The following is an 18674-nucleotide window of genomic DNA, read 5'->3' as shown; positions in this document are numbered from 1 at the left end:
ATTTGCCACCGGACGTCACAGCCACGCGCATCTTCGTGGATGCCGATGCCTGTCCGGTGAAGGACGAGGTGTATCGCGTCGCCACCCGCTACGGGATCCAGGTGTTCGTGGTGTCGAACAGCATGATGAACGTGCCCGCCTCGCCGCTGTTCGAGCGTGTGGTGGTTCAAAGCGGACCTGATGTCGCCGACGACTGGATCGCGGAGCGGGCCGGGGCGCGGGATGTGGTGGTGACGTCCGACGTGCCGCTGGCGGCGCGCTGCGTGAAGGCGAATGCCGCGGTGCTGGCGCCGACCGGCCGGCTGTTCGACGAGACCGCCATCGGCATGGCGCTCGCGACACGCAACCTGATGGACGACCTGCGATCGGCTGGGCAGGTTACCGACGGACCACGGCCATTCTCCGCGAAGGATCGCTCGGCGTTCCTCTCGGCGCTCGATGTCGCGGTCAACCGGGCCCGTCGCGGGCCTCGCCCAAGTGTCAGTCTCGCCGCACCGAGGCACTAGGACGACTGAACCTCTGTAACTTCCGGCGTGCGTCTGCCGAAAGACGGTGCAGCAACAAGGCGGGCCAAGACCCTGCGCAGCACATCGACGAATACCAATCGACCCGATTGCGCCATTGCCGTCATGGGCAAGGTTCCGCGCGCCGGCCGTTCGAAAACCCGTCTCGGCGCGGTAATCGGCGCGGAGGCCGCAGCGGAGTTGAGCGGCTGCTTCATCCGCGACACGACGGACAATATCGCGTTGGCGGCCCGAACCGCGCCGATCCAGGGCTATGTCGCCTACGCCCCGGCGGGCGAGGAAACGGAACTGTCCGCCTACGTCGCCTCGGGCACCGGCTTCCTGCTTGCCGATGGCTGCGGCACGATGCCCGCCGGTGTGTCGGGCTTCGGCCGCTCGCTGTTCGGCGCGATACGCGACCTTCTCGCCGCCGGGCACGGCGCCGCATGCGTGCTGAACTCGGATGGACCGACGCTGCCGACCGAGTTCCTGGTCCGGACCGCTGCACTGCTGGCGCAGCCCGGCGATCGCGCCGTGCTCGGGCCGGCGGAGGATGGCGGCTACTACATCCTCGGCCTCAAGCGCCCGCATGCCGCCCTGTTCCGCGACATCGCCTGGAGCACGCCGGAGGTCGCCGACGCCACCCGCGCCCGCGCCGCATCCGTCGGTCTCGACCTCGTCGAGCTTCCCCCATGGTACGATGTCGATGACAACGAAGCGCTTCTCCGCCTCGGCGCCGATCTTGCCGATCCGGACCATGCGGGCTTCGCGTCCCCCGCGACCCGCGCCTGCCTGCATCGCCTCGGCCTCGGCGGGCGGCAATGACCACATTTTCGCGCCGGGATGAGGTTCTTCTGTCCGTGCTCGGGCTCCTCATCGTCGTCCTGATCCTGGCCTGCCTGGGATTGCACCGTCCCGGTGCCGACAGCGTCGGTTCAGTCGCGCTGGTGAACGGCTTCGTGGCCCTTCTTGCAGCCGCCGCGGTGGTCTTCCTGCTCGCCTGCGGGCTCGTGCTGCGACGTGTTCCTGTCGCCGGTGCGGAAGGCCGGACATTGCTCATCATTCTCGCCATCGCCGCCCTGATGCGCGCCGGCCCGCTACTGGCGCCACCGTTCCTGTCCAGCGACCTCTATCGCTACATCTGGGACGGCCGCGTCCAGCGTGCCGGCATCAATCCGTATCGCTTCATTCCCGCCGACCCCGCACTCGCCGGGCTGCGCGACCGGACGATCTATCCGCACATCAACCGCCGCGACTACGCGCCGACCATCTATCCCCCGGCCGCGCAACTGCTGTTCCGTGGCGCGACACGCATCAGCGAGACGCCGCTGGCGTTGAAATGCGCGTCGGTGCTGATGGAAATCCTCGCCGTCGCCTGCCTTGTCGCCGCCCTGCGCCACGCCGGACTACCGACTGCACGGGTGCTGCTCTACGTCTGGAACCCGCTGGCCGCCTGGACCTTCGCGGGCAACGGTCATGTCGATGCGGCTGCCATCGGCTGCATCGGGATTGCCGTCATGCTGCGTCTTCGTGGCTTGGACGGCTGGAGCGGCGCGGCGCTCGGCATCGCGGTGCTGGTCAAGTTCATTCCGGCGGCCATCGTCCCGGCCTTCTGGCGCGGGCGCTGGCGCTTTGCGATCGCACTGTCCGCGACGATGCTCCTGCTCTACGTCCCGTTCCTCGATGTCGGCTGGAGGCACGTCGTCGGCTTTCTCGGCGCCTATGGCGGCGAGGAGGGGGTACGTGACGGCAGCGGCCTCTGGCTGCTCGCAGGCCTGGCGCGACTGTGGGCACTCCCGGCCGTCACCGTCCCGCTCTACCTGCTGATCGCCGCGGCAGGGCTCGGCATCCTGGCTCTTGCGACCGGACTGCGCCCTGGTGCCGCCACCCGCGCCGGCGATGCAATCTCGGTCGGTGCGCGGGCCGGCAGCCTCGCCGCCGCCGCCTTCATCGTTCTCAGTCCGCACTATCCGTGGTATTTTCCGTGGCTCGGGTTGTTCGCGGTGCTTGCCCCGGCTCTCTCAGTACTCTGGCTCTCCGTGGCGCCACTCGTGCTCTACCTCGATCCCTGGCACGAATTCTTCCTGTGGCCGTCGATCGTCTATGCGCCGGCGATCCTGCTTGCGGTCTTCGATATCCGCGCCGGCATCCTGCCGTTCGGAAACATGCCCCCCAGAGCAGGAAATATTCCCGCATGAGCATCGACATTTCCGCAGAGGTTTCCCCGGGCCCCGATCCGCGCCGCTATTTCGAGCAGATCGATCGGTCCCGTTCGGTAGCGGCCGAGAAGCCGCCCGTCTGCCTGTATCTGGAAGTCACCAACCGCTGCAACCTGCTCTGCGAGACCTGTCCACGCACCTTCGAGGCGCTTGAGCCGCCGGCGGACATGAGCTGGGAGTTGTTCACGCGCATCGTCGATCAGATCCCCAGCCTGCAGCGCTGCGTGCTGCATGGGGTTGGCGAGCCGATGCTGGTGCGCGAGTTGCCGCGCATGGTGCGGTATCTGAAGGATCGCGGTGTCTATGTGCTGTTCAACACCAACGGCACCCTGCTCAACCCAAGGAAGTTCGAGGAACTCGTCGCCACCGGCCTCGATGAACTGCGGGTCTCGCTCGATGCCGCCGACCGCAAGACCTACGCCCTGGTGCGCGGCAAGGATTTCTTCGATCGCATCGTGCGCGACGTCGGCAGGCTGACGCAGTATCAACGTGATACCGGCGCCACCACGCCGCGTGTCTCGCTCTGGCTCACCGGCATGAAGGAGACCGTCCAGCAGCTTCCGGATTTCGTCCGCCTGGCTGCCGAGATGGGCGTGCGGGAGGTGCATCTCCAGCGCCTGGTGTTCGACGAAGACGGCTTCGGCATGGCCCGGGCCGAAAGCTCGCTGTTCGAGCAGACCCAGGCCGAGGAGCAGGCCACGCTCGCCGAGGCGACGGCGCTCGGCCTCGCGCTCGGCGTCACGCTCGATGCCTCCGGTGCCACCGAGCCCGGCCTCAGCCTCAGACAGGCCGACGACGAACAGCCCTGGTCGTTGTGCCGCAGGCCCTGGTCGCTGATGTATTTCACCGCGCACGGTCGCGCGCTGCCTTGCTGCATCGCCCCGTTCTCGGCCCGCGACTACTCCACCTACACGCTCGGCGACGCGACCCAGCAGGACATCCGCGACATCTGGGACGGGCCGGCCTATCGGGACTTCCGCGCGCAGCTGCTCAGCGACGAGCCGCCCAAGCCCTGCCAGGGCTGTGGCCTGCGCTGGAGCCTCTGAGCGGCATGGCGGTACCGGATCCCGCTCAGGTCGCCGCGATCATCCCGGTTTTCGAGGAACAGGGCGCCATCGGTCCCACGTTGCGGCGGTTGCCCCGCGCGGTGGCGGCCTATGCCATCGTCGTCGATGGCGGCAGCCGCGACGGCACCGTGGCGGAGGCCCGCGATGCGGGCGGCATCGTGATTCTCGAGAACCGCCGCGGCTACGGCCGTGCCTGTGCCAGCGGCGTCGACGAGGCCAGGCGTCTCGGGGCGAGCATCGTGCTGTTTCTCGATGGCGACGGCAGCGACGAAGTCGAGCGCGCGGCTGCCATCGTCGGGCCGGTCCTGCGCGACGAGGCCGACTTCGTGCTTGCCTGGAGGTCCGCGCCGGGACGCGAGGCCGGCAGCATGGGCCGCCACCAGGTATTTGCCGGCTGGTCGATCGGCCTGGTCTGCCGCCTGCTGACCGGCACGCGGTATCGCGACATGTCGGCCTTCCGCGCCATCCGCATCGAGGTCCTGGATCGCCTTGGCATGACCGAGATGACCTATGGCTGGAACCTGGAAATGCAGCTCCGGGCTGCCCATGCCGGACTGCGCATCCGCGAGATCGAGCTTCCCTATCGTTGCCGGCTTGCCGGCGCCTCCAAGGTGGCCGGAAACTGGCGCGGCACCCTGCGCACCAGCCTGCGCCTGGCCGCCGTGCTGTCGCGTGCCGGCCGCGCGGTGCTGGCCGACCGCCGCCCCGGGCGGGCCGCCGTGCGATGAGCGGGCACTCAGTGCGAAGGCTTCGCCAGCCCGACTTCGATCACCGCCTCGCGTGGCAGCGGCTGAGCGGATGCCGCTTCGAAATCCGGCAGCGCGTCGAGCTGCTTCACCGAATAGGCGACCGGTTCGACCACGTCTCCCAGCAGCACCATCGCATCGACCGGCACGGCGATCAGCCGGCCGCCTATCCCCAGCCAGCTCCCGTAGCGGATCACCATCTCGATCCCGCCATCCGCACCGCGCACCACGTCGCGCACCGTGCCGAGTGGCTGCTGGCTCGCCACCGGTCGGCGCACATCGCGACCGATCAGCGTGCCGACCCGCACCGGCTGCGGGAACCGCATCGCCGCCGACTGTCGCAGGCTCATGCCTTTCGGGGGTGGCATTCCGCCGGGCGTCCGGCTCTGCGCATGAGGTCGCCGTTCCGGCCGGCTTCACTTCCCGATCCGGCCATCCTCGGCGACCAAAAGCCGCTGCTTCGCGACCTCAAGCGACGCAAGCTGCTGCGCGGCGGCCTCTCGCTCGGGGCGCTATCCCTCCTCACCGGCTGCGACGTCAAGCGCCCGGACTCGGTGCAGGACGCCTTGCTGTCCATCTCGCGCCTGAACGACGGCGTGCAGGCCTGGTTGTTCGATCCCACACGGCTGGCGCCGACCTATTCCCCCAGCCAGGTCCTGGTGCCGCCGAAATTCAATGCCTATTACGACGTCGACAAGGTCAAGCCGGTCGATGCGTCCCGGTGGACGCTGGAAGTGTCCGGCCTCGTCACCGAGCGCAAGTCCTGGACGCTCGCGGAACTCGCCGCCCTGCCGCGGACGGAAATGATCATCAAGCATATCTGCATCGAGGGCTGGGACTATATCGGCGACTGGTCGGGGGTCCGGTTGTCCAGCTTCCTCGAACTGATCGGCGCCGACCGCAAGGCGCGGTATGTCGCGTTCAAGACCGCCGACGATTATCCCAGCAGCATCGACATGGCGACCGCCCTGCATCCGCAGACCATCCTTGCGATGGATTATGCCGGCTCGACCATCACCGACCCATTCGGCTTCCCGCTGCGCCTTCGAATGTCCACGAAGCTGGGCTACAAGAACCCGAAATGGATCACCGCCATCGAGGTCACCAACATCTATCCCGGAGGCTATTGGGAAAATCAGGGTTTCCCCTGGTTCGCCGGGCTGTAGGGTTCCCGCCGAGATCGACGGGGGAAGATATGACGGGCGATTTCCCGCGGCCTGCCAACGGCTGAGCGTCACTGCGTTGCCGCAAGACCTTCCTAAGCTCGATTAAGCATTCGGTAAGGTCTGATGCCCAATATGTGCTGCGACCGCTACGAGGTTCCGCAGTGCCCATCCTGCTATCGCTCTTGCGTAGATGTCTTTTCCGTTTCGGTCTTGCACCGCAACTCGTGCTCGCGTCGCTGCTGATCATGGTCTTTGCCGTGACCGCCGTAGAGGCCTGGACGCTGCGGGCATCGCGGCTGGCGCTGACGGATGCGGCGCATCGCCAGCTCGGTACCAACGTGGTCCTGCTCAAGGAGCTGCTGAGCCCGCTCGGCGAAAAGTGGACGCTGCATGACGGCCGGCTTTCGCTCGGCGGCCATGTCCTGAACGACCGTGAGGATATCGTCGACGCGTTGCGGCATACCGGGGGCGGCACCGCGACCTTGTTCGCAGGTGACGTGCGGATCGCGACCAACATCATCAAGCCGGACGGAAGGAGAGCACTGGGCACCCGGCTTGCTCCCGGTCCGGTGCATGACGCCATCTTCCTGCGCGGCGAAACCTACCAGGGGATTGCCATGATCCTCGGCCGTGCGCATCTCGCGATCTATGAACCGCTGCGCGACGGCAGTGGCCACATCATCGGCATCCTATTTGTCGGAATGCCCCTGATCGAGCTCTATGCGCCGATCACCCGGCTCGTCAGGACCGCGATCGCCGGGACGGTCCTGCTCTCCATCCTCGCCGCCCTGGCAAACTGGCTGGCGCTGCGGCTTGCCCTCAGGCCGCTGCTGCGCCTGGCTGCGACGACACGTTCGCTGGCCGAGGGAAATCTCGCCACGGTGGTCCCGGGGACCGGGCGCCGGGACCAGCTCGGCGATCTCGGACGAGCGCTGGTGGCCCTCCGGGATGGGGCCGCTGCTTCCCTGGGACTGCAGCTGGTCGCGGAAGAGGAGCGCGCTGCGTCGGAGGTCTCGCGTATCGAAGGGATGCGGCGATTGGCCAGAGAGATCGAGGACGAGGCGGCATCGGCGGTGGACCAAGTGGCCGCGGGCATGGAGCGCGTGAGCACGGCCGCGGACGACATGGTTCGATCCGCAGCGGCGGTTGGACGCGACAGCGAGGAGGTCTCGAACGAGGCCAGGCAGATGCTGGACCAGAGCCTGGTCATCGCCGACACGGTCCAGGAGCTTTCGACCACCATGGGCGCGATCGCCGCTCAGGTAGGCTCCGCCAGCGCCGCGACGCGACACGCAGTCAGCGAGAGCCAGGCGAGCAGCAGCGCCATACAGGCGCTGTCGCAGACGGTGGCGCGGATCAGCGACATCACCCGGCTGGTGGCCGACATTGCCAGCAGGACCAACCTTCTGGCGCTGAACGCAACCATCGAGGCGGCACGTGCCGGTGAAGCCGGGCGCGGCTTCGCCGTAGTGGCCTCGGAGGTCAAGTCGCTGGCGTCGCAGACGGCGAAAGCAACCGACGAGATCAACGGTCAGGTCAGGATGATCCACGTCGCGATGAACGACGCGGTCAGGCAGGTCGGCGGCATTTCCACGATTGTTGCCGACGTGGACCGTATCGCCGCTGCCATCCTCGATGCGATCGAGCGGCAGTCGTCGGCGGCCATCGACATCGCCCGGGCGGTCACCGCGACCGCCGAGGGCACGCGTACCATGTCGGACCGGCTCTCGATCGTCTCGAGGGAGACGATCCTCTCCAAGACGCGGGCTGCCGACGTCCTGGATCAGGCCGGCAAGACCCGCCACGCCGTCTCGACGCTGCGCAACGACCTGGTGCGGGCGATACGTGCCTCTGCCCCCGAATTGAACCGCCGCGGGGACACGCGGTTGCCGATGCAACAAGCGGCCCGTCTGACGGGGGACGGCCTGCCGGATGGGGCGACGGAGGTCGAACTGCTCGACATCTCCGCCAGCGGCGCCTTGCTCTGTATTCCAGCTCATTTGCGGCCGCGAGGAAGACTGGCTCTGGCCCTGCCAGGGTTGCTGTCAGGGTCCGTTGCTGCCGAAATCGTCGGGCAGGCTGCCGATCAGTTGCGTGTACGCTTCGTGCTCGATGGATCCACAAGGGGACAGCTGCAACGCGCACTGGACCAGAACGTCCACCGATCGGTCCCCGCCGCCGCCTGAGCCATCGCGGCAGCCGCACGCTCCGGCCCGGACTGCACAAGCGGGTGAGAGCCGGAGCGAACGTGCCTGCGGAAACGAAAGCGCTTACCCTGTCGCGTACCGGTCGGGCACGTTGCTGGCGGGATGGAGCGGATAATGACAGGCGACCTCGTGGAGCGCCTCGTCCGGGGCGGGCACGAGCGGACGCAGGGCCGGGATCTCCACACTGCAGCGCGCCTCGGCCTTCGGACAGCGCGTGTGGAACCGGCAGCCGGGCGGCGGTGAGACCGGGCTCGGCACATCGCCCTTGAGGATGACCCGGGACCGGGCTCCCGCGCTGACCACCGGTTCCGGCACCGCGGTGATCAGAGCCGCCGTGTAGGGATGCGCCGGTGCGTGCAACACGCTGTCGGTCCCACCGCGCTCGACGATGGCGCCGAGATACATCACGGCAACCGACGATGCGATCTGCCGCACCACGCTGAGATCGTGCGCGATGAAGATGTAGGTCAGGCCCAGGGTTTCACGCAGGTCGGTGAACAGGTTGATGATCTGCGCCTGGATCGACACGTCGAGTGCCGAGACCGGCTCGTCGGCAACGATCAGGCTGGGCTGCAAGGCAAGCGCGCGGGCGATGTTGATACGCTGGCGCTGGCCGCCGGAAAACTCGTGCGGATAGCGGTCGAGCGCGCTGATCGGCAGGCCGGTCAGGTCGAGCAGGTCGCGCAGCCGCTGTGCGATGAAGCTGCGGTCGTGCGGGGCGCCGCTTGGCTGCCTGTGCACGCGCATCGGCTCGGACAGCAGGTCGGCGATACGCCGGCGCGGGTTGAGCGACGCATAGGAGTCCTGGAACACCATCTGCATGCGCGGGCGCAGGCGGCGCAACGCGCGCTCGCTTCGCGTCGTGATATCCTCCCCCTCGAACAACACGCGGCCGCTGCTGCTCTGGGTCAGGCGCAGCAGGCAACGGCCGAGGGTGGACTTGCCGCAGCCGGACTCGCCCACGATGCCGAGCGTCTCCCCGGGCATGACGTGAAGCGAAACGTTGTCCAGAGCCCGCAGCGTGCGCCGCGACTGCCCAAACAATCCTCCTCCGGCGACCCGGTAGTGCTTGCCCAGCGAGCGCGCTTCAATAATTGGCGTCATGCCTGCACGGGCTCGGGCGCCGCGAGCACGCAGGCGATATCCTGCTCGCCGCGCCGGACCATTGGCGGGGTCTGCTCGCACTGCGCATGCGCCTGCGGACAGCGCGGCCGGAACGGACAGCCCGCCGGGCGTTCGGCGGGGCTTGGCGGCTGTCCCGGGATGGACAGCAGCCGGCTCGGGCGCACCCCATGCAGGGGCGGGATCGAGGCAAGCAGCGCGCGCGCGTAGGGGTGGCCGGGATGCGCGAAGATGTCGCCGGTCGGGCCACGCTCGGCGACGTTGCCGGCATACAGCACCAGCGTTCGGTCGCAGGTTTCGGCGACGACGCCCATGTCATGCGTGATCAGCAGCACCGACGAGCCGAAATTGTGCCGGAGCCGCCGCAGCAGGTCGAGGATCTGCGCCTGCACCGTCACGTCGAGCGCCGTGGTCGGCTCGTCGGCGATCAGCAGCGAGGGGTTGCAGGACAGCGCCATGGCGATCATCGCGCGCTGCCGCAGTCCGCCGGAAAGCTGGTGCGGATAGCGGTCGGCGGCACGCCTCGGATCCGGCACGCCCATCTCGCCGAGAAGGTCGATGGTGCGCGCACGGGCGCCGGCGCGGCTCAGGCTCTCATGAGCGCGGATCTGCTCGTCGATCTGCCAGCCGATGGTGTGGACCGGCGTCAGCGCCGTCATCGGGTCCTGGAAGATCATCGCGATCTCGCGGCCACGCAGGCGACGAAGTGCCCGCGCGCCGAGTCCGACCAGCTCCTGGCCCTTGAAGAGCATCGAGCCGGTGATGCGGGCCCCCGGCACGTCGATCAGCCCCATGATGGCGAGTGCCGTCATGCTCTTGCCGGATCCCGACTCGCCGACGATGCCGAGGATCTCGCGCGGCGCCAGCGAGAAGCTGAGGTTCTCGACGATGCGGATCATGCTGCCCTGGGAGCCGGGCAGCGCGATCGTCAGGTCGCGGGCGGCGAACAGCTCATCCTGCATCGCGCACCCTGGGATCGAGCAGCACATACAGGATATCGACCAGCGCGTTGGCCAGCACGACGAACACCGCCGAATACATCACCGTCGCCATGATCAGCGGCAGGTCCAGGTTGGACAGCGCCTGGTAGGTCAGCCGTCCGACGCCCTGCAGGCCGAACACCACCTCGGTCAGCAGCGCGCCGCCGCCGACCAGCTGCGCGAAATCCAGCCCGAACAGGGAGACGAAGGTGATCATCGAGGTGCGCAGCCCGTGCCGGAACAGCACCCGGCTGGCCGACAATCCCTTTGCCTGCGCGGTGCGCATGAAATCCTCGCTGTAGGCGGCGACGAGATCGGCACGCAGCACGCGGCCGTAGATGCCGATGAACAGGATCGCCAGCGTGATCCACGGGATCACCAGCACCTTGAACCAGCCCACCGGATCCTGCGTCAGCGGCACGTAGCCGAGGCCGGGCACCCAGGAGAACATCCAGCTGTCGTGCATCCGGCTCTGGGTGACGAGGTTGATGACTTCGCCGAGCCAGAATACCGGCATCGAAATCCCGATCAGGCCCAGGATCATCAGCCCGCGATCCACCAGGCTGCCGCGCAGTGCGGTCGCCAGCGTGCCCATGCCGATCGAGGCCAGCACCCAGACGATGGCGGCACCGAACACCAGCGACAGCGTGACGGGGGCGGCGCGGAACACCTCCGGCACCACGCGCTCGCCATGGTCGACGAAAGAGGTCAGGTCGCGGGTGACGAACAGGCTGACCATCATGCGCTCGTACTGCACCGGCAACGGCCGGTCGAAGCCATACTGGTGCCGGATCAGCGCCATCGTCTCGGGCGAGGCGTTGCGGCCGGCGATACGCGCGGTCGGATCGGCGCCGGGGGTTGCGAAGAACACCAGGAATACCAGCACGCTGATGCCGAACAGCACGAGGACCGTCTGGCCGAGGCGACGCAGCAGCGCCATCGCCATCAGCCGCGCCTCCGGCTGGTCTCGCGCACGTCGAGCGCGTCGCGCAGCCCGTCGCCCAGGATGTTGAGCGCCAGCACCGTCAGCACGATGGCGAGCCCCGGCGCGATCGCCACCATCGGCCGGGTGTAGATCAGGCCCTGGCCGTCCTGGATGATGGTGCCCCAGCTCGCCGCCGGCGCCTGCACGCCGATCGACAGGAACGACAGCGCGCTCTCCGCCAGCATCGCCAGTGCCATCAGCAACGGCGCCAGCACGATCAGCGTGGAGCTGACATTGGGCAGGATGTCACGCAGCAGGATGCGCCCCCGCGGGACGCCGAGGCCACGGGCGGCGAGCACGAATTCGCTGCGACGCAGCGTGAGCACGCGGCCGCGTATCGGACGCGCGGCATACGGGACATAGACCAGCGCGATGATCCCGATCGGCAGCAGCAGGTTGTCGCTCCGGATGGTGAACGGGCCGATGCGCAGGCCCTGGCTGATGGTGACGATGGAGAGCGAGATCGCGAACAGGTAGACCGGGATTGCCCACATGATGTCCATCAGCCGCGACAGCGCCGCATCGACGACGCCGCCAAAGAAGCCGGAGACGATGCCGACGAACGCCGCCATTAGGATGCAGAGCACGGTGGCGGCGGCGCTGATCAGCAGCGAGTTGCGGCCGCCATACAGCAGCCGCGCCATCACGTCGCGTCCCTGGCTGTCGGCACCGAGCAGGTAGGCGGACGGATGCCAGGTCGGCGCCAGCGGCGTGAGGCCGAGATGCAGCGGGTTGTCGTTCGGCTGCATCACCGCGAGTTCCTGGCCATGCACCATGACGGTGGCGGCTACGTCGCTCTGGAAGGGGTCGGTGTGCGCGATATCTTCCGCATAGACAGGTGCCAGCACGCAGGCGGCGATGATCAGCAGCAGCCCCGCCAGCGCGATCATCGCGGCGCGGTCGCGCAGCAACGTCGTCATGGCGGTGGTCCAGGGACCGGAGCGGCGGGTGGCGGGATGTGTCGCGCTCATTGCACCCAGACCTGCGAGAACAGCATGTGGTAGATGCCGGCGTTGACGTAGTGGCCGAGGCGCCTCGACACGAAGTCGACATAGCGGCGCTGCACCAGGGGCGCCACCGGAGACTGCTCCATGACGCGGCGGTCGATGGCGCTCCAGAGCGCCGCGCGCGAGACGGTATCGGGCGTGGCGTTGGCGCGGTCGAACATCGCCTGCACGGCCGGATCGCAAAATGCGGATATATTGATCGACGAGTTCGAGCCGGGATGGATGTTGCGGCAGTCGAAAAGAACCTGCAGGAAGTCCGCGGGTCCGGGATAGTCCGCATCCCAGCCGGTCAGGCTGATCTGCACCTTGTTGGCGCTGTTCTGGATGTAGTTGAACTGCACCGCCGGCGTGATGCTGCGGACCTCCGCGTCCCAGCCGATCCGAGACAGCGTCTCGCGGAGGTTTTCGCCGAGGGCGTCCTCGTTGCGGCTGGCGTTCACCACCAGGATCACCCGCATGCCCCGGGTGCCGCTGGCCGCCACCAGCGCGCGGGCCCGGACGGGATCGGGCCGCAGGCGATCCGGGCTGCCGGCGCCGAGCGACGGACAGTCGGGCACATGGCCGGTGATGCCGCGTGGCAGCATGGTGCAGGCCGGCAGCATCGCGCCAGGGCCGCCCATGAACAGCACCGCCGCCCTGCGATCGACCGCGAGATTGACCGCCTGTCGCGCAGCCAGCCGGTCGAACGGCGGCTGGCGCGTGTTCATCGCAAGGTAGTACAGGCTCGGCAGGTCGAAGACATGAACCTGTGCGGTATAGCGTCCGGCTATCTCGCCGAGCCGGTCGAGCGGCTTGTTCTCGTACATCCAGTCAAACTGGCCATTCTCGATGGCGGTGATCTCGGCTTCCTCGTCGAGGCCGTAGTCGAGGCGGATCCTGTCGACATGGCCATCCGGCTGCGCCACCGCGTCCCATTCGTGGAAATAGGGATTGCGGTCGAGCAGCATGCCGTGATGCGGGTCGTACGAGACGATGCGGTAGGCGCCGGTGCCTGGCAAGGGGGTGTCGCCGGCGTCGTGCGGCGGCGCGCTCGCTGGCAGGATGCTGGCGTGGGTCCAGGCAAGCTTGTCGAGGAATTCCGGGTCCGCATGCACCAGGCGGATGGTGATACCGCGGATCGCGGGGTCGGTCACCACGCCACCCGCAAGCGTGCAGTCCGCCGGTGACCGCAGGCATGCCTGGGCGCCGACGATATTGCCATAGAAACTGCCCGCGGTCGGACTGCCAGCCTTGAAGATGCGTCGCAGCGACGCGGCGACGTCGTCCACCGTCAAGGACTGGCCGTTGGAGAAGCGGATGCCGGGACGGAGGATGAAGCGATAGGTGCGACCTGCGTCGGTTGGTACCGGCAGCGCCTCGGCGAGGTCGGCGACCGCATTGTCGGCTCCGGCCGCCTTCGGGAAAGTCGCCAGTCCATCATAGACGGCGGCAAACAGCTCGGTGCTTTGGCTGTTGTAGGAGATCTGCGGATCGAGCGTGTCGACGCCGCTGCTGGCGGTGAGATGCAGCGTGCCGCCACGATGGAGATCGACGGCGAGTGCGGCGGCCGGCATCGCGACCGCCATCATCGCCGCCGCCGCCAGCCACCTCACCGGACCCAGACCTGGGAAAACAGCATGTGAGTCAGCAACGTGTAGGTGTAGTGGCCGAGCCGGCGCGACACCAGGTCGACATACTTGAACTGTATCAGCGGAGCCGCCGCCGAGAGCTTCATGACCTGCCGCCCGGCCTGCGCCCAGAGTGCGTTGCCGGCTGCGGGATCGGTGACCGAGATGCGTCCGGCCCGATCCATGGTGGCCTGCAGATGCGCATCGCAGACGCCGGAGATGTTGATCGAGGAATCCGAGCCGGGATGGAAATTCTCGCAGCCGAACAGGTCGTCGAGGAAATTCGAGGGCGCCGGGTAGTCGGCATACCAGTCGGTGAGGCTGATCTGCACCTTGTTGCTGGTGTTCTGGATATAGTTGAAGGCAACGGAGTCGGTCACGAACTTGACCGAGGTGTCGTAGCCGATCTGCTGCAGGGTGTTCTGCAGATACAGTCCCATCGAGACATCGATGGCGCGGTTGGGCGCGATCAGCGTCACCTTGGCGCCCTTGGTGCCGCTTGCCTCGACCAGCGCGCGGGCGCGGGCGAGATCGGGCTTCTGCCAGGCTGGCACGGAATGATCGGGGTCCGCGCCGCTGCTGTAGAAGCAGCGGTCGATGCGGCCGGGAATACCGGTCGGCACCATTTCGCAGAGCGGATCGGCCACCGCGCTGCCGCCGAACAGTATTGCCATGGCCCGGCGATTGACCGCGTAGTTGACCGCCTGCCTGGCCTCCAGGTTGTCGAACGGCGGCAGGTTCATGTTCATGGGCATGTAGAAGATCGCGAACATGTTCTGGATGTGGACCTGCGACGCGTAGCGATCGCCGAGCTCGGCCAGCCGGTCGAGCGGCTTGTTGTTGAACATCCAGTCGTATTGGCCATTCTCGACGGCGGTGACCTGCGCTTCGTCGCCCAGGCCGAAATCATACTGGATCCGGTCGACATAGCCCTCCGGTTGGGCGACGGCGCTCCACACCCGGAAATACGGGTTGCGTTCCAGCACCATGCCATGATTTGGGTCGAACTCGGTGATCTCGTAGGGCCCGGTAGCGGCTGCGGGCACGTTGCCGAGATCGTGGCCGGGCGTATCGGCGGGTACGACGGAGGCGTGCGGCATCGCCAGCTTGTCGAAGAACTCGCCATCCGGCTGGGTCAGGTGGAAGGTGACGGTGCCGGCCGCATCATCCGCCTCGACGCCGCCCGCGAGCGTGCAATGAAGCGCATCCTTGAGGCAGTGCGCCGCGCCGACGATGCCGCCGTAGAAACTTCCCGCCGTCGGGCTGCCAACCTTGAAGATGCGCTGCATCGTCGCCAGCACGTCGCTCGGCCGTACCGGCTGGCCGGTGGAGAAGCGCACACCCGGGTGCAGATGGAAAACATAGGTGCGGCCGCCATCCAGCGGCGTCGGCAGGCTGTCGGCGAGGTCGGGCACGACGACGGCGCTGCCTGGACCGTCCACATGGGCGTAGGTGGTCAGGCCGTCATTGGTGACTGCGAAGATCTGCGCGTTGGTGCTCACGTAGTTGATCTGCGGATCGAGCGTGCCGCCGCTGGCATCCGCGGTCAGCCGGAGCGTTCCGCCGCGATGCGCGGACTGGTACGGCGAGGCGGCCGGGTCTGCGGCGAAGGCGTTCCCGGCCATCACCGGCAGAGCGACCAGCAGGCATCGCAGAAGCGGCGGACGCACCTAGCTGTCCAGCGTTCGCAGCCTGGCCGCGATATCCTGTGGACTGGCCGCCCCGTCGATGAATTCCCGGAACCGTCCGGTCTTGTCCATCACGTAGAGGATCGAGCTGTGGTCCATCGAGTAGCCGCCGGTCTTCTCGTCGTGCCGCGCGGCGTAGACGCGATACTCGCGTTCGGCGGCCTCGATCTGCGCCGGCGTTCCGGTCAGGCCGACGATCTGCCGGTCGAACAGGCCGGTATATCGGCCCATCGCCGCCGGCGTGTCGCGCGCGGGGTCGACGGTGATGAACACCGGCGCGATGTCCGCCCTTTTCGCCTTCATCAGGTCGAGGGCGTTGGCGATATTGTTGAGTGCGGTGGGGCAGGCGTCCGGACAGTGCGTGTAGCCGAAATAGACCAGCATCCACTTGCCGTGGAAATCCGCATCGCTGACCGAGCGCCCGTCCGGAGCGGTGAGGTTGAACGGGCCGCCCAGTGCCGGAGGGGCGCTGTCGCCCGATGGTGCGCCGAACGGATGCAGGATGGTCGAGGGATCGACCAGCGCCAGGCCGCCCATTGCCAGAAGCAACGCGGCGCCGATACCGGCAAGGGAAGCGGCGGCACGGTTCAATGCGCGTCGCCCCAGCTATGGCCGTGCCCGGTCTCCACCACCAGCGGCACCGACAGGCTGGCGGCGCCCTCCATCACCCGCTTGGCGAGCGCCTGCAGCGCTTCGGCCTCGCTCTCCGGCGCCTCGAACAGCAATTCGTCATGCACCTGCAGCAGCAGCCGTGCGGCGAGCCCCGCCTCGGCCAGCGCCGCCGGCAGCCGCACCATCGCGCGCTTGATGATGTCGGCGGCACCGCCCTGCAGGGGCGCGTTGCTGGCCTGTCGCTCGGCATATCCCCGTCGGGCGGGGTTCTTTTCTGCGATCCCGGGGATCCAGCAGCGCCGCCCGAACGGGGTCAGCACGTAGCCGTGCAGGCGGGCTTCCTCGCGCGTGCTTTCCATGAAGTCGCGTATGCCCGGGTAGCGCGCGAAATAGGCGTCGATATAGCTGCGCGCCTCGCCCGGCGGGATGCCAAGCTGGCGGCCCAGTCCGAAGGCGCTGATGCCGTAGATGATGCCGAAATTGATCGCCTTGGCGCGGCGGCGGGTGGCGGAGTCCATGCCTTGCATCGGAACCCCGAACACCTCGCTGGCGGTACGCGCATGGATGTCCTGGCCCTCGGCAAACGCCTCCTTCAGCGCCGGGATGCCGGCGACATGGGCCAGCAGGCGCAGCTCGATCTGCGAATAATCCGCAGAGACCAGCACGTGGTCGGGGGCAGCGATGAAGGCGCGGCGGATGCGGCCGCCCTCCTCGGTGCGGATCGGGATGTTCTGCAGGTTGGGTTCGTTCGACGAGAGACGCCCGGTCGAGGTGATCGCCATCTGGAACGAGGTGTGCACGCGCTGGGTGGTCGGATTGATCTCCTCGACCAGCGCATCGGCGTAGGTGGATTTCAGCTTGGCGAGCTGGCGCCATTCCAGGATGCGCGCCGGCAGGTCGTGGCCTTGCTCGGCGAGCGCCTGCAGCACCGAGCTGTCGGTACCCCAGGCACCGGTCTTCATCCGCTTGCCACCGGGCAGCGACATCTCATCGAACAGGATCTCGCCGAGCTGCTTGGCGCTGCCGAGGTTGAAGCTGCGGCCGGCGAGGCGGTGGATCTCGGTCTCCATCACCGCCATGCGCTGCGAGAAATCCTCCGACAGCCGGCGCAACTCGACCGCATCGACGCTGATGCCGGCCTGCTCCATGTCGGCCAGGATGCGTATCAGCGGCCGCTCGAGCTGCTCGTAGAGGGCGAGCGATCTGTTCGGGCGCAGCAAGGGCCGCAGCGTGCGCCACAGCCGCAGGGTGACGTCGGCATCCTCTGCGGCGTAGTCGGTGGCACGCTTGAGATCCACGCGGGCAAATGGGATGCGGTTGCGGCCGGTGCCGGTGACCTGGTCGTAGGTGACCGGAGTATGTCCGAGATGCCGCGCGGACAGCTCGTCCATGCCGTGCCCGTGGCTGCCGGCCTCCATCGCGTAGGAGATCAGCATGGTGTCGTCGATCGGGCTCGCACGCGGGGCGCCGGCGTGCTCCAGCACCAGCAGGTCGAACTTGGCGTTCTGCAGCACCTTCAGCGTGCCGGGATCGGTCAGCAGCGGGGCCAGCGCCTCGATCGCAGCCCTGCTCTCGATCTGCGCGCCGACCGGATTCTCCAGGTCGCCGTCATGCAGCAAGGGCACGTAGCAGGCGCGTCCTGGTGTCGATGCGAGGGAAAAGCCGACCAGGTTGGCGCGCATCGGATCCAGCCCGTCGGTCTCGGTGTCGATGGCGCACACCCCGGCGGCCTGCGCCTCGGCGATCCAGGCCTGCAGCACCGCGAGATCGGTGACGGTCTCGTAGCCGGCGAACGGCACGCTCTCCGAGCCGGCGGCGACGGGGACGGCGGGTGTCCCCGCCGGTGCCGCGGGAACTGCTTGGCCATCCACCCCGAGGCGCTGGCTGATCGAGCGGAAGCCCATGCCGTCCAGCCAGGTGGCGAGGCGCGGCGGATCGGGCTGCGCGAAACCGAGCTCGCGTATCGGCAATGGCAGCGGCGCGTCGTCGCGCAGGATCACCAGCCGGCGGGAGATGCGAGCGGCCTCGGCATGTTCGATTAGCATGTCGCGCCGCTTGGACGGCTTCATCGACGGCGCCGCCGCGAGGATGGCCTCGAGGTCGCCGAACTCGGCCACCAGGGTGCTCGCGATCTTCGGCCCGATGCCCGGCACGCCGGGGACGTTGTCGACGCTGTCGCCCATCAGCGCCTGCACCTCGATCACCTTGTCCGGACCGACCCCGAAGCGGTCACGCACCTCGGCCTCGCCGATCGGCTTCTGCTTGATCGGGTCCAGCATGTCGACACCGGGCCGGATCAGCTGCATCAGGTCCTTGTCGGACGAGACGATGGTGCAGCGGCCGCCGGCCTCCACCATCGCCTTCGCATAGGCGGCGATCAGGTCGTCGGCTTCCCAGCCGGCAAGCTCGATGGCGGGGATGCCGAACGCGGCGGTGGCGTCGCGTACCAGGGCGAATTGCGGGATCAGCTCGGGCGGCGGCTCCGGACGGTGCGCCTTGTAGTCGCCGTACAGCTCATTGCGGAAGGTGAGGCGGCCGGCATCGAAGATGACCGCGAGATGGCTGCCGACATGGTCGCGCAGGAAGCGCGCCAGCATGTTGGTGAAGCCGTACACCGCGTTCACCGGGGTGCCGTCGGCACGGTTCATCGGCGGCAGCGCGTGGAAGGCGCGGAAGATGAAGCCGGAGCCGTCGATCAGGACGAGATGCGCGTCCGCGAGCGTGTCGGGCGCGATTTCCGCCTCGATCTCGATAATTTCCGTCAC

Annotated in this window: 16 protein-coding genes; 7 read left to right on the top strand and 9 right to left on the bottom strand. The window is 67.8% G+C overall.

From position 1 onward, the window contains the following. Positions 1-2: 2 nt before the first annotated feature. The 5 genes from FE263_RS12570 to FE263_RS12550 all read left to right on the top strand — a co-directional run bounded on the left by FE263_RS12570 (position 3) and on the right by FE263_RS12550 (position 4517). Positions 3-506, top strand: a complete 504-nt coding sequence (locus tag FE263_RS12570) for a YaiI/YqxD family protein (RefSeq protein ID WP_138326376.1) — start codon at positions 3-5, stop codon at positions 504-506. A gap of 123 nt (positions 507-629) precedes the next feature. Next, positions 630-1328: a TIGR04282 family arsenosugar biosynthesis glycosyltransferase gene (locus FE263_RS12565; protein WP_138326375.1), complete on the top strand. Its 699-nt coding sequence runs from the start codon at positions 630-632 to the stop codon at positions 1326-1328. Positions 1329-1363: 35 nt separating this feature from the next. Further along, entirely contained in the window at positions 1364-2701 is a 1338-nt protein-coding gene (locus FE263_RS12560) for a glycosyltransferase family 87 protein (protein ID WP_205880363.1), read from the top strand. Next, positions 2698-3768, top strand: a complete 1071-nt coding sequence (locus tag FE263_RS12555) for a radical SAM protein (protein ID WP_138326373.1) — start codon at positions 2698-2700, stop codon at positions 3766-3768. The genes FE263_RS12560 and FE263_RS12555 overlap by 4 nt, the downstream gene beginning before the upstream one ends. A gap of 5 nt (positions 3769-3773) precedes the next feature. Further along, complete coding sequence (locus FE263_RS12550) at positions 3774-4517, top strand: glycosyltransferase family 2 protein (RefSeq protein WP_138326372.1); 744 nt, start codon at positions 3774-3776, stop codon at positions 4515-4517. Between the two features lie 8 nt (positions 4518-4525). Here the strand turns inward: FE263_RS12550 and FE263_RS12545 are convergent, their stop codons facing one another. Further along, on the bottom strand, positions 4526-4885 hold the full coding sequence (locus tag FE263_RS12545) for a hypothetical protein (RefSeq protein ID WP_138326371.1): 360 nt from the start codon (positions 4883-4885) through the stop codon (positions 4526-4528). Positions 4886-4927: 42 nt separating this feature from the next. On the opposite strand from FE263_RS12545, the gene FE263_RS12540 reads away from it, so the two are divergent. Together FE263_RS12540 and FE263_RS12535 are read left to right on the top strand one after the other, a co-directional pair. Continuing rightward, entirely contained in the window at positions 4928-5701 is a 774-nt protein-coding gene (locus FE263_RS12540) for a molybdopterin-dependent oxidoreductase (RefSeq protein ID WP_138326370.1), read from the top strand. Positions 5702-5925: 224 nt separating this feature from the next. Beyond that, the gene (locus FE263_RS12535) at positions 5926-7887 is read left to right on the top strand and encodes a cache domain-containing protein (protein ID WP_138326369.1); all 1962 of its coding nucleotides are present in this window, start codon (positions 5926-5928) and stop codon (positions 7885-7887) included. A gap of 84 nt (positions 7888-7971) precedes the next feature. Here FE263_RS12535 and FE263_RS12530 read toward each other — a convergent pair whose 3' ends face one another. The 8 genes from FE263_RS12530 to polA are packed head-to-tail and all read right to left on the bottom strand — an operon-like array spanning position 7972 to position 18674. After that, a complete protein-coding gene (locus FE263_RS12530; protein WP_138326368.1) occupies positions 7972-9012 on the bottom strand; it encodes an ABC transporter ATP-binding protein in 1041 nt (346 codons plus the stop codon). Continuing rightward, positions 9009-9992 carry an ABC transporter ATP-binding protein gene (locus FE263_RS12525; protein WP_138326367.1) on the bottom strand — a complete coding sequence of 328 codons (984 nt, stop codon included), beginning with the start codon at positions 9990-9992 and terminating at the stop codon, positions 9009-9011. The genes FE263_RS12530 and FE263_RS12525 overlap by 4 nt, the downstream gene beginning before the upstream one ends. Further along, positions 9982-10956 (bottom strand): ABC transporter permease, encoded by a 975-nt coding sequence (locus FE263_RS12520; RefSeq protein WP_138326366.1) that lies wholly within the window; start codon positions 10954-10956, stop codon positions 9982-9984. The genes FE263_RS12525 and FE263_RS12520 overlap by 11 nt, the downstream gene beginning before the upstream one ends. Beyond that, complete coding sequence (locus FE263_RS12515; RefSeq protein ID WP_138326365.1) at positions 10956-11966, bottom strand: ABC transporter permease; 1011 nt, start codon at positions 11964-11966, stop codon at positions 10956-10958. Before FE263_RS12515 ends, FE263_RS12520 begins: the two co-directional genes overlap by 1 nt. Next, entirely contained in the window at positions 11963-13594 is a 1632-nt protein-coding gene (locus tag FE263_RS12510) for an ABC transporter substrate-binding protein (RefSeq protein WP_240759501.1), read from the bottom strand. Before FE263_RS12510 ends, FE263_RS12515 begins: the two co-directional genes overlap by 4 nt. Next, positions 13591-15234 (bottom strand): ABC transporter substrate-binding protein, encoded by a 1644-nt coding sequence (locus FE263_RS12505; protein ID WP_138326651.1) that lies wholly within the window; start codon positions 15232-15234, stop codon positions 13591-13593. The genes FE263_RS12510 and FE263_RS12505 overlap by 4 nt, the downstream gene beginning before the upstream one ends. 45 nt (positions 15235-15279) lie before the next feature. After that, complete coding sequence (locus FE263_RS12500) at positions 15280-15888, bottom strand: SCO family protein (protein ID WP_138326364.1); 609 nt, start codon at positions 15886-15888, stop codon at positions 15280-15282. Then, a complete protein-coding gene (gene polA / locus FE263_RS12495) occupies positions 15885-18674 on the bottom strand; it encodes a DNA polymerase I (protein WP_240759497.1) in 2790 nt (929 codons plus the stop codon). The genes FE263_RS12500 and polA overlap by 4 nt, the downstream gene beginning before the upstream one ends.

The organism is Lichenicoccus roseus (assembly GCF_005844085.1).
GTDB lineage: Bacteria > Pseudomonadota > Alphaproteobacteria > Acetobacterales > Acetobacteraceae > Lichenicoccus > Lichenicoccus roseus.
This window is presented reverse-complemented; position numbering and strand designations above follow the sequence as displayed.